This window comes from Campylobacter geochelonis, assembly GCF_013201685.1.
Classification (GTDB): Bacteria; Campylobacterota; Campylobacteria; order Campylobacterales; family Campylobacteraceae; genus Campylobacter_B; species Campylobacter_B geochelonis.
The window spans coordinates 61,537-73,728 of record NZ_CP053844.1; the positions used below are offsets into that span (position 1 = coordinate 61,537).

Below are 12,192 nucleotides of genomic sequence, written 5' to 3' on the forward strand. Positions count from 1 at the left end.
TAAGATATTTTTAACAAATTTATCACTTTAGAGTTTCTAACTTTTTATATTTTAAAACTCCCAAATTTAGAGCTTTTTGGTTTTTTGCTCTTTTAAAAAAGTTAGAAACTCAATAAATTTAGTATTTTTAAAAACACACTTTCTAATTTTTATAATTATTTAAATTTTAAAAGCCCATTTTTGCGGTATTTTAAAACTTAGATTTTTCTTAAATTTGGAAACTATACGCAGTTTAAAAATTTCCCCATTCGACTTTCTAAATTTTTAAATCTCAAAAACCACCATTTTACCGATACTTTAAGGACAAATTTAGCAAAACTATCGATTTATACATTTTAAAAATCAATAGAGTTTCGAATAAATTCGATCAAATTCAGCTCTCACAGGCTTTTGCTTAAAGAATTTATAATCATTAAAAAAGTATAATCATCTTGCAAATAACTAAATTTACAGTGTTTAGACACTTTCTCCGATTATTAGGGGATTGAAACCGATATTTAGTTACTGATTGTGTTCTATAATCTAGTTTAGACACTTTCTCCGATTATTAGGGGATTGAAACCTTATTAGGTATCTCCCTGTAATCTATGGAAGGACCAGAGCCTTGTTTAGACACTTTCTCCGATTATTAGGGGATTGAAACAATTACTCTAGCTGTTGTAGGAAGCTCTTTTAATACCATGTTTAGACACTTTCTCCGATTATTAGGGGATTGAAACTTTTAAATCTACAAATGTTAATTGCTAAGTTGGGGTTTAGACACTTTCTCCGATTATTAGGGGATTGAAACTTAGCATTTCCTTTTACTACAGCATCTCCAAAGACTTCAGGTTTAGACACTTTCTCCGATTATTAGGGGATTGAAACAAAAATAAAACTATGCGCATCGCTTATGTGAGTTATACTACGTTTAGACACTTTCTCCGATTATTAGGGGATTGAAACTTAGCATTTCCTTTTACTACAGCATCTCCAAAGACTTCAGGTTTAGACACTTTCTCCGATTATTAGGGGATTGAAACAAAAATAAAACTATGCGCATCGCTTATGTGAGTTATACTACGTTTAGACACTTTCTCCGATTATTAGGGGATTGAAACACTCTTTCTAACTCTTTTTTAATATTCATTTTTTTTTGTTTAGACACTTTCTCCGATTATTAGGGGATTGAAACAGCATCTATACTATGGACTATGTTTACCGCTAGGCTTCTCCACTGTTTAGACACTTTCTCCGATTATTAGGGGATTGAAACGTTAAAAGGGAATTAACAGCCCCTACACCTGTTACCACGTTTAGATACTTTCTCCGATTATTAGGGGATTGAAACAAACTATTAAAGATATTTTTAAAATCTTTATTTTCAATCTTTGTTTAGACACTTTCTCCGATTATTAGGGGATTGAAACGCTTTCTGATGCCTTTTCGGCTTTTTGTTCCCTTCTAGAGTTGGGTTTAGACACTTTCTCCGATTATTAGGGGATTGAAACCTAATACTATTACTCTATTTCCTACTGTTCTTGTTTGTTTAGACACTTTCTCCGATTATTAGGGGATTGAAACTTTTTTATAACTAACGCCTTTTCTTGTTGTGTAGGTTTTTTGTTTAGACACTTTCTCCGATTATTAGGGGATTGAAACCCTTTGAGGTAGAAATGTTCATCCTCTTTTTTTTCATTTTGTTTAGACACTTTCTCCGATTATTAGGGGATTGAAACGCTTTGTTGGCGACTGCTGTCGCTACTTGTTGGTCTGACAATTCCGTTTAGACACTTTCTCCGATTATTAGGGGATTGAAACGCTTTATATGTATAGCCACCATTAACTTAGGTATGTTGAAGTTTAGACACTTTCTCCGATTATTAGGGGATTGAAACAAGATATAGTTATCTTAAGGAATTTGAAGGAGAAACCTTCAGGGTTTAGACACTTTCTCCGATTATTAGGGGATTGAAACTTACTAGCTTTGTAACAGTCAACTAAAATGGACTGTTTAGACACTTTCTCCGATTATTAGGAGATTGAAACTCAGTTATGACACCCCAGATGTGGTATTTACCACCCGAGTTTTGTTTAGACACTTTCTCCGATTATTAGGGGATTGAGATAGAATTTGCATATAAGCAGTAGGTTTTATAAAAATTTAGCTTTAGCCAAATAAAAAAGAGGTATAATTAAATTTAAATTATAAAACTTGGAGAAGATATGGGCGAATTTTTTATGTCTGCTATAACTTATATGGACTATGTTACTATTATCTTTGCTTTTGCGACGATGTTTGCTGTTTTTTGGCAGTGGTATTTCAGAAGAAAAGACAATAACGAAATAACAATTTATATAGATAAAGATGGCGAAAAAAACGAGCTTCCTATCAAAATTTTGCGTAAAAATATCTCTCGCGCTGAGGTATTTGGCATTTTAGGGGCTTTGCATACTGGTCAACAATGGTCGATAAAATACACTTCAACAGTAGAATTTATGCAAGATATTTTACAAATTCAACTGTATAAAAAAGATTTTTTAGAGATAAAACTAACAAGCAATGACAACTTCCAAACAGATATCGACTACTTATAAAAACACCTTTTATAAAATCAAATTAAAATTCTAAAGCTAAATCGGCTTTAGAATTTAAAAACTACTTTGATTTAAACCCATAACTTTTTATTTATAGACATTATATGTCCATAACAAACACTACAATTCCTTTGTTATAAATCAAATAAAGGAAAAATTATGAAAGCTAATCTTAACCAACTAAACAAGATAAACTACCTATCTCATATGACATCTTTACAAAATTTAGAAAACATTTTAAAGCATGGATTACAAAACCACTATACAAAATACAAAGTTACAGATATAAGTAACACCGAAGTAAATGCTAGACGAGAGGTCAAAGAGAACATTTACGGGCATAAAATTCACGAATACGTTCCATTCTACTTCAACCCGCGAAATGCCATGCTATATCGTAACAGATACGAAGATGATGTTATCATCCTTGGATTTAGCGTTATGATAGTTAAAGCAAACAAAGTCTTGTTCTCAAACAAAAATGCCTCTAAACGAGATGTTAAATTCACAAAAAATTTGTCTGATTTGGTCGATGAAGAGTTTATAAATTTCAAAGATGTATTTTCTACTAGCTGGTGTAACAACCATATACGAAATGAAGAGTTAAAGGCTGTGATGATGGCTGAAGCTTTGGTTTATAAAAGCGTTGATATATCAAATTTGCGTTTTATTATCTGTAAAGATAAAAGCACAGCGGATAAAATAAATGCTAAATTTAGGCTTAAAGGTATTAAGGTTATAATAGATTCAAGCAAGTTTTTTTAGGAGTTAAAAATGCTTAAAGTTAAAATGGGAAATATATTTAATTCAAAATGCCAAACCATAGTAAATACAATCAACTGTGTAGGAGTTATGGGTGCTGGGATTGCGTATGAGTTTAGGCTTAGATATCCAAATATGTATGAAAAATATCTAAATTTGTGTAATTTCGATAACCCAAATAGGATAAAAACTGGTAATCTTTGGCTATATACGCCATCAAACAACGAAATTCAAAGCTTTAAACAGATACTAAATTTCCCTACAAAAAACCACTGGAAATTTCCATCAAAGATAGAATTTATAGAAGCTGGACTTAATAAATTTAGCCAAACATATAAAGACAAAGGCATTACAAGCATAGCATTTCCGCTTCTTGGCGCAGATAAAGGCGGTTTGGATAAAGAAGTGGTTTTGAATTTGATGAAAAAGAAGTTAGAAAAGCTGGATTTGGATGTTGAAATTTGGGAGTTTGATAGGTTTGCAAATGATGATTTATACGATGATTTTAAAAACAAATTTCAAAGTATCGAGCTAAAAGAGCTTAAAAAAATAGCTAAAAATTTAGGGTTTAAAGGTATAAAATTTGCATCTATCCAAAAAGCATTAGATGATGAAAATATCAAAAGTATGAGCGGTATGTTACGCACAAATGGGCTTGGCGATAAAACTCTTGAAGCTTGTTTTAGACTTGTGATGAGTGGCAATGTTTTGACTCAAAAAAGCTTGTTTTAAGGAAGAAAATGAATAATCAAACAAAAAGAGTTTTAGCGCTTTTAGAAATGTTTAGCAAAGGCGAAATCGTTATCATAGAAAATTTAATGAACCATCCGCTATGGTATGGCCTAAGCGAAAAAACAATTCGTAGAGATTTAGATATCATAAAAAGCAATTTATCTCAAAGTTTTGAGTGCGTTAGAACTACAAAAGGCGCGTATAAAGCGGTAACTAACAGCTTGCTTGAAAATTTTGTTGATAACAAGATGTTAAGTTTGCTTGTGATTGCTTATAATATAGCTAAGAAAAATTCGCTTTTTTCAAGTCTTGATTTAAGCAAAGATGATAAATATATACTAGAAAACAAGATAAAAGAATCAAGCAAATGCTACGAGTTTATCAACAAAGCCATAGAGAATGGAAAGCTAAATTTAGATATGTTAAAAAGCATAGAATTTGCTATAAAACACGCTCATAAAATCACGCTAAAATACAACGCAAATAGCGAGAAAATCGTAGTTTATACAAATCCATATAAAATTATATTTATAAATGAAAATTTCTATCTTGTTACTTTCGCTGATGATATTTTTAGTGTTTTTAGGCTTTTAAATATCGAAGAAATTGCCGTTAGCAAAGACACTTTTCATAAAAATTATGAAGTTTTAGACTTTATAAAAACTATGCAAACGCCTTTTGCTAAATTCAGCCCAAATTTCAAAGAGAATTTAATAGATGTGAAGATAGTGGTTTTTGCGCAAAAAGCAAGGTATTTTAAAGCAAAAAAGTTTTTTAACTCACAAGTTATCGAAAAAGAAAACGATGATGGCTCGGTTATCGTGAGTTATAAATTTACTCAAACACTTGAAGTTAAGAGCTTTTTGCTTAGTTGGATTGAGGATATAAAAATTTTAGAACCAGCAAGTTTAAAAGATGAAATGAAAGAAATTTTGCTTAATTCGTTAGCAAATTTTAAGTAAATTCGCCAAATTTATATAAATTTAAACTTAAGTTATGTGTGATATAATTTTAAAAATATTAAATTACTAAAAGAAGTGTTAAATGAAACTTATAGCTACTCTTGGCTCTACCCCGCTAAAAGATAAACCATTTTCATATCAAATCGAAAATGAAATTTATAAAGAATTCCTAGCGTTTAAAGCCGTTCAAAGGCACTATGAAATCTTAGACAAAGATGTTACTATATTTGGTACAAAAGAGACATTGAGCAAACTTGGAAATGAGATAAAACATCATAAATTTGAAAATATAGATGATATACAAAAAAGCGAAGGGTTTAGCGATAACCAACTTGCTTTTTATATGTTTGAGCATATTTTTAATGACAAAGAAGATGATTTTATACTAGATATTACACAGGGATTTAGGCATTATCCTATATCTATTTTTTCCTCTATTTTGCTTTCTAAAAATTATAATCCACAAGCGATTTATTATGCTAAAACTACAGATGAAAATGCTCAAGAGTTTAAATTTATTGATTTACTCGAGACAATTTATAGTTCAAATTTAATTATTTTAATTAATACTTTTATTAAAACCGGCGGGGTTCCGGAATTTGGTAAAACAAATGGAGATATGGATAAACTTTATCCATTTCTTAAAAAATTAGGCAATGAACTCTCATTAAATCAATATCTCACTGCTATAAATTCGGCAAAACATATAGAAAAAATTATAGATAGTTTAAGAGATAAATTTAAGTTTTTAGATAAAAATTTTAATGAACTTACTAAAGATTTAAAACAAATTTCAAGTTTGGAAAATAAAAGTGAGTATATTCAACTTATAGAATTTGCCCAATTTGCACTTGATAAAAATCTATTAGTTCAGGCTATGCAATTTCTAATAGAGGCAATTTTAGCCTATTTAGACCAAAAACTACAAGAGAAATATCCAAATACACTAGTTGGTGTAAAAAAGCTCAATATCACAAAAAATACAAGAAAAACTTCGCAAGATATTTATAAGATAAGAAGCGCTATAAAAAGCGATATATTGTATAAAAAAACAATAAATAAGCAAAAATATCAAGCTATTTTTGGTACAAATCTATTAAATTTATTAATAAACTTAAAGGATATAGACATTAAAAGAAATGATATCTCTCACCCAAATTTTAAAAATACCGGCATTAGCGCGAGTCTTGTTTACAAATATATTAGTGATTTTAAAAAGATGGTTTTATGATAAAATATGCCTTTTTAAGCGTGGTTGGTATCGCAAATATTGTTCCAAAAGAGCCGTTTATCGGTTCTATGATTAGAGGTTGTTTGGGATATGCGCTTAGAAAAACGGTTTGTATTTTTCCAAATTTAGAGTGTAAAAAGTGCGCTAAAACGCATAAATGTGCTTATTATAAATTTTACGAAAACGAAAATGAGCTTTCAAATTTTCGTATCGATGTGAGCCTTTATCAAAAAACTTACGATTTTAAAATTTGGCTTTTTGAAGATGGAGTTTGTTTTATCCCATATCTCATCGTCGCTTTTGAATATATGCAAGAAATCGGGCTTGGACACGATAGGCGAAAGTTTACATTTGATAAAATTTTGCTTAATTCAAAGGTGATTTATGAAAATATGGTTTTGCTAAGTAAGGATTTTAGCAGTCTAACTTTCAAACCTAAATTTCAAGCTGATAATGTAAAAGTCATATTAAAAACTCCACTTAGAATCAAACAAGATGGTCATATAGCGCAATCCCTTGACTTAACGAGCTTTTTACGCTCGCTAGTAAGAAGAGTTTATCTTTTAAAAGGCATTAACAAAAAGGTCGATTTTACTCCAAAATTTAGCGATTTTAAACCAAATTTAGAGTTTTATAATCTGCAAAGATACAGCAACAGGCAAAAGAAAAAGCACGAAATCGCTGGGCTGATTGGGGAGTTTAAAATTTATGATTTAGACAAAACAAGCGTAGAGCTACTCGAACTTGCTAGCATAATCGGAGCTGGAAAATCAACAGCGCTTGGACTTGGAAATATTCAAATAGATATTATATAAATAAATTTAAACACGTGAGATATTTGTGCGTAAACTAAAAAATATTTAGCGCGATGGATATAATCTTGAGTTGCTATAAATTTTTATAATTTATAACTTTTATATAAAAAATATCCTAAATTTTATAAATTTCTTTTTGATTTTAGTGATTTAAAGTATGTTTTTAATATAAAACTACATATTAATAAATTTAATTTAGCTAATTTTATCATTTACCAAAACCACAAGCGCTACTAAATCAAACCAACTTATATGCTTTCGCCTCATTTTAACTGCGCAAGTCTATCAAATATCACTTCAATCTAAGCAAATTCTATACCCTATGCCAGATATATTTTCTATCAAATTTTGATCTGTTTTTAACCTTATCTTTTTTATAGTCATTCTAAGCGCTTCGTTGCTCATGCTCTTATCGCTCCAGACAAAATTTTCTATCACTTCATAACTTACGACTTTGTTTATGTTGCTAACTAGTAAAAAGAAGAGTTTTGCTTCGGTTTTTGGCATAAATATCTCTTCGCCATTTTTAAAGAGGACTTTTTGGCTTAAGTCATACTCATAAATGTTTTTAAATTTGATTTTGTTTTCGCATAAATTTTTTGTAGCCATTATAATTGTTGTTTGAAGCTCCTCGATTTTAAATGGTTTTCTAAGATAATTATACGCGCCAAGTTCGATTGAAGCTAGCATATTTTCGCTTGTATCATATGAAGTTATGATTATACAGCACAAGTGAGGCGCTCGTTTTTTAATCTCATCTATCATCTCAAGACCAGTTAAATTTGGTAAATTTATATCAGTTACAACGATATCAAACTCATCTTTAAAATACTTTTCAAAGCCTTCTAATCCATCTTTTGCGCTAACTAGTTTTTTGCAGTAAAACTCCAAAGACTGAGTTATGGCCAAACGAGTATTCTCATCATCTTCGACGAGCAAAACAGAGATATTTTTAAGTTTTGAAAGTATGTTTATGTCTAGCATTTTATCTGCTTTGCTATTTTTAGTAAAAAAATTGTAGGTTTTTTGTTTTTTAACAGCACTAAATTCCCTCCACATTTTTTTGAAGCTATCAGTTTTGAGATATAAAGCCCAAGCCCGCTGCTGTTTTTGGTGCTAAGAAATGGTTTGAAAATTTTATCTTTAAAGCCATCTTCTATGCCTTTGGCGTTATCGATAACTCTAACATTAAAAAATTCATCTTCTTTGCTTATAGATATCACTATTTTTGGCTCTTTTATATCTTTGGCGTTATTTAATGCTTGCTTTGAGTTTTGTATAAGGCAAGTGATGATTTGTTTAAATTCATTTATGTAATTTTTGCAAGTTAAATCTATATCTTTTTTGCACGATATCCTTATCTTTATCTTTGAGTGCTGCGAAAATAGTATAAAAATCGTATCATCGATAGCCTCTTTTATATCAAAAATTTGTGGTTTTTCTTCTACTTTATAAAAATTTTTAAATATACTCATTGTATTTGTCATATAGTCTATATTTTTAAGAGATCTATCGATGTTATCGTAAAAAATCTCATCATTAAGTCTACCTAGTTTTTTAAACTGAACTAAATTTCCCAAAAGTATCCCAAGAGCGTTTAACGGCTGTATCCACTGATGAGAAATCGCCCCAACCATCTGCCCCAATTCAGCCATTTTAGTCTGTGAAAATAGCAAAATTTCGTACTCTTGTTTTGCCTTTTCAAACATCTCTTTTTCTCTTTTTACTCTTTGGTTGTAAAAATATCCAAGGAAGATAAACAAAATCGCGCTTATAAGATAGATGGTAAAATTTCTTAAAAATTGTATATTTATCTTGTGATATATGTTCTTTTTTAAAGTTTTGGCAACTAAGATAAGTTGCGAGTTTTGAAGTGGTTTTATGGTTATGATTTCATCATTTGTTTCGTAATTTAGCGTTTTGTTTAAGTCGATATTTTTTATATCAAATTTAGCCTTTGATAACTCTAGTGCGCTGTTTGGATGAAGCAAGATGTTTAACTCATTGTCGATTAAAAACAAAAAGCCGTTATTTTCAAGTCTTAAGTCTAAAATTTCATTTTTTATATCATTAAATGACAAAATACCGCACAAAACGCCTTTTGGCAAGTGGTTTTCTACTATGCTTTGGCATATCGATATAACAGATGTTTGCAACCCAACATCTGCGTATGGTTTTGTGATATATGTGCTTGTTTGGGCTATGGTGTTTTTATACCAAGGACGCAAGCGTGGATCATAATTTTTTGGTTCGTTAAAATTCCTGCTAGATATACTTTTGCCTGTTTCATAACCGCTATAAACGCTTGAGAAATTCGCTATTGCTTGACTTTGGAGTAAAATATCTCTTATAGCTTCTTTATCTTTTTTTGAATCAAGATGTGTTATTAGGCTATTGATTGATTGCAAACTTAGCCTTTTGTTCTCTATCCACTTTTCTATTCTATAGCTAGAGCTTTTAAGGATATTTAGCTGCTCGTTTATTAAAATTTCTTTAACAAACGAGCGATTTAAGGCGTAATTACCAGCCATAAGAGATAGGAAAATGATAGAAAAAACAATAAAAAGTCGATTGTTATAAAAATTTTCTACCATTTTTTTCCTTTTGTTTTTATACTACCAATCCCCAACTGGTGGATGTTTTATCTCATAGAGTATTTTACCTAAATTTTTATGCCCTACATTTTTATGGCATGTGACGCAGTTCATTTTTTGAGTTGAGTCATCTTTAAATTTAGCATACAAAGCGTGCATGTCATCTATATTTTGGTTAGATGAGTTTATATCTAAAATAGTTTTATGACAGCTTAAACAGCCGCTATCATAGGTAAATTTATCCCTATTTTTTCTATTTTCTTGCCACGCTTTATCTTTAGCGTCATTAAATAGCATATAAGTAACTTCGCTTGCGCCATTTGCCGCTTTTTTAAATATATAGCCTACATATCCATCGTGTGGTAAGTGGCAATCAACACATTTTGCTTTAAAGCCATGTTTACTAGCGCCACCGTGAACATCGTTATGATAAGCACTCACCATAGGATCCATCCACTCATGGCAAACTGAACAAAATTTATCCTCTTGAGTATGGTGTACTAAAGCACTTCCGCCAAAAAATACCACAAAAGCAAATACCAAAAGAAGGCAAATTTGTATAGTTATCTTTTTCATCATATCTCCTTAAGGTACTAAAAGTTTTTTCATGCCATTTTGCGAATGGCACATTACACAGTAGTTTTTAGACTGTTTGTGCGTACTATGACAAGTGTTGCAGTCCATATTTGGATAGTGCGGACTAGCATGCACGTTATCATCATAACCTAAATGCCCTGTTTGCTCTGCTAGTTTTTCATAGCTTTTATGACAACTTAAACACTCATTTGTATTTAATCTTTTATAATCTTGCGGATTGCTTTCTTTATGGCAATTTTTACAATCAAATTGCAAGCTCTCATGCGCTTTAAAAGGGTAGTTTGCTTTGTCGTATTTGTTTGTATTATTTGCATTTAAATTTAGAGCCAGCACAAGTAAAAGTGATGCAAAAATAGTATAAATTTTTAACATTTTTTCTCCTTTTTTGCTAGAGTAGCTGCATTTTTACCTGCGATTCTTCCAAATACAAGACAATCAGGTATCGCACAGCTTCCTAGTCTACTAGCGCCATGTGGCCCACCAACTGCCTCTCCAGCTGCAAAAAGCCCCTCGATTGGTTTATCGTTTGTATCATATACGCGAGCATTTGTATCGATTTTAACGCCACCCATTGTGTGATGAACCTTTGGTATCGCACGCCACGCATAAAATGGCGGTTTACTAAGATCTGGCACCATATCTTTAAATTTAAAAAACGGCTTGTCAAACTCTTCATCTTTACCAGCGTGAGCGTATTTTGTGTAGTTGTCTACGGTTTGTTTTAGTCCATCATAAGGAATGCTATAAAATTTTGCAAGTTTTTCTAAAGTATCAAAAACTCTTATAACGCCTTTATCAATTCCTCTTTGGACATTTGCTTTTGTTGTGCCTTGCGCACCTACACTATCGCAAATGACAATCGGATGGGTTAAACTACCATCTGGGTTTTTATGAATTTTAAAAATAGCTTCAGAGCGAATTCGCCTATCGGCTAGCTCATTTACAAAACGCTTGCCAGTTCTAGCATCAACCATAACTCCATATGAAAATGCAGGTATCGCAAAAACAGGAGCTATGCCAAACCCCTCTTCATCAGGACTTCCCCATGGGCCTAGCTGAATCCATTTTAAATCAACCGTTGATGCGCCATTTTTCATCATAACTTTAAGCGCTTGAGCTGTAGCTCCATAGTGGTTTGTACATCCAAGATCTGGAGTTACATCTTTGTTTATCTCTTGTCTGAATTTAATATCATATGAAAACCCACCAGTTGCCATAACTATGCCACCGTTAATTTTATAAAATTTAACATCTCCGCTTTTGTTATCTGCTTCATCTTTGCTTTTATCAAAATCAAAGTCGTGGTTTTCTCTTACTTTAGCGCCGATAATCTTGCCATTTTCATCGCGGATAAAATCATCTAAAATAACGCGAGTTCTAATAGTCGCGCCATGCTTCATCGCGTATTCTTGAAGTGGGATTGTAATCTTGCCGCCTGAGTTTATCTCTGGCCAAATCGTTCTTGGAACACTATGTCCGCCAAATTGACCTAAAGCATCGCGGTAGTAAACGCCTTTTTTAAGAGTCCATTCATACGCGTCATTTCCGTTTTTTGCGATGACTTCTACTAAATCCATTCTATTTAGTCCAAGACCGGCTTTTAAGATATCTTTTACATAAAGATCATAAGAATCTACTATGCCTCGCACTTTTTGATAGTTAGAATTTACAACAGCAAATGCCCCGCCATTGATGGCTGAGTTTCCGCCAAGGACGGGCATTTTATCTATCATTATGGTTTTTGCTCCCTCATCTAATGCTTGACAGGTTGCAGAAGAGCCAGCAAAACCAGAACCCACAACTAGCACATCCCACTCTTCATCCCATTTAATCTCATCTATAGCAAAAGCACTTGTTGGTGCGATTGCTGCTGAGCTAAGCAAGGCAAGAGTGCCTAAAAAATCTCTTCTACTTTTCATAAC

At 31.7% G+C, this 12,192-nt stretch carries 11 protein-coding genes and 1 CRISPR repeat array; of the genes, 6 read left to right on the forward strand and 5 right to left on the reverse strand.

What is annotated here, in order from left to right; translation table 11 throughout:
• Nucleotides 1-454 precede the first annotated feature (454 nt).
• A CRISPR array of direct repeats spans nucleotides 455-2,108; the repeat unit is 37 nt; unit sequence GTTTAGACACTTTCTCCGATTATTAGGGGATTGAAAC.
• Nucleotides 2,109-2,205: 97 nt separating this feature from the next.
• The 6 genes from CGEO_RS00305 (at nucleotide 2,206) to cas6 (ending at nucleotide 7,079) form a co-directional block, all read left to right on the forward strand.
• Nucleotides 2,206-2,577: a hypothetical protein gene (locus CGEO_RS00305; protein WP_075494296.1), complete on the forward strand. Its 372-nt coding sequence runs from the start codon at nucleotides 2,206-2,208 to the stop codon at nucleotides 2,575-2,577.
• 159 nt (nucleotides 2,578-2,736) lie between these two features.
• Nucleotides 2,737-3,342: a DUF4433 domain-containing protein gene (locus CGEO_RS00310; RefSeq protein WP_075539947.1), complete on the forward strand. Its 606-nt coding sequence runs from the start codon at nucleotides 2,737-2,739 to the stop codon at nucleotides 3,340-3,342.
• Nucleotides 3,343-3,351: 9 nt separating this feature from the next.
• Nucleotides 3,352-4,071, forward strand: a complete 720-nt coding sequence (locus CGEO_RS00315) for a macro domain-containing protein (RefSeq protein ID WP_075531261.1) — start codon at nucleotides 3,352-3,354, stop codon at nucleotides 4,069-4,071.
• 8 nt (nucleotides 4,072-4,079) lie between these two features.
• Entirely contained in the window at nucleotides 4,080-5,033 is a 954-nt protein-coding gene (locus CGEO_RS00320) for a WYL domain-containing transcriptional regulator (RefSeq protein ID WP_075539946.1), read from the forward strand.
• A 244-nt stretch (nucleotides 5,034-5,277) separates the two neighbouring features.
• Nucleotides 5,278-6,264: a TM1812 family CRISPR-associated protein gene (locus CGEO_RS00325; RefSeq protein WP_422851318.1), complete on the forward strand. Its 987-nt coding sequence runs from the start codon at nucleotides 5,278-5,280 to the stop codon at nucleotides 6,262-6,264.
• Entirely contained in the window at nucleotides 6,261-7,079 is an 819-nt protein-coding gene (cas6, locus tag CGEO_RS00330; RefSeq protein ID WP_075539944.1) for a CRISPR system precrRNA processing endoribonuclease RAMP protein Cas6, read from the forward strand. The genes CGEO_RS00325 and cas6 overlap by 4 nt, the downstream gene beginning before the upstream one ends.
• Before the next feature lie 297 nt (nucleotides 7,080-7,376).
• Here the strand turns inward: cas6 and CGEO_RS00335 are convergent, their stop codons facing one another.
• From CGEO_RS00335 to CGEO_RS00355, 5 genes are read right to left on the reverse strand one after another with little or no spacing between them, the layout of a single operon-like run.
• Nucleotides 7,377-8,063 carry a response regulator transcription factor gene (locus tag CGEO_RS00335; RefSeq protein WP_075494290.1) on the reverse strand — a complete coding sequence of 229 codons (687 nt, stop codon included), beginning with the start codon at nucleotides 8,061-8,063 and terminating at the stop codon, nucleotides 7,377-7,379.
• A complete protein-coding gene (locus CGEO_RS00340; protein WP_075494289.1) occupies nucleotides 8,057-9,673 on the reverse strand; it encodes a sensor histidine kinase in 1,617 nt (538 codons plus the stop codon). Before CGEO_RS00340 ends, CGEO_RS00335 begins: the two co-directional genes overlap by 7 nt.
• Before the next feature lie 21 nt (nucleotides 9,674-9,694).
• Nucleotides 9,695-10,249: a cytochrome c3 family protein gene (locus CGEO_RS00345; RefSeq protein WP_075494288.1), complete on the reverse strand. Its 555-nt coding sequence runs from the start codon at nucleotides 10,247-10,249 to the stop codon at nucleotides 9,695-9,697.
• Between the two features lie 9 nt (nucleotides 10,250-10,258).
• On the reverse strand, nucleotides 10,259-10,642 hold the full coding sequence (locus tag CGEO_RS00350; protein ID WP_075531264.1) for a cytochrome c3 family protein: 384 nt from the start codon (nucleotides 10,640-10,642) through the stop codon (nucleotides 10,259-10,261).
• Nucleotides 10,636-12,189 (reverse strand): flavocytochrome c, encoded by a 1,554-nt coding sequence (locus tag CGEO_RS00355; protein ID WP_075539943.1) that lies wholly within the window; start codon nucleotides 12,187-12,189, stop codon nucleotides 10,636-10,638. Before CGEO_RS00355 ends, CGEO_RS00350 begins: the two co-directional genes overlap by 7 nt.
• Between the last annotated feature and the right edge of the window lie 3 nt (nucleotides 12,190-12,192).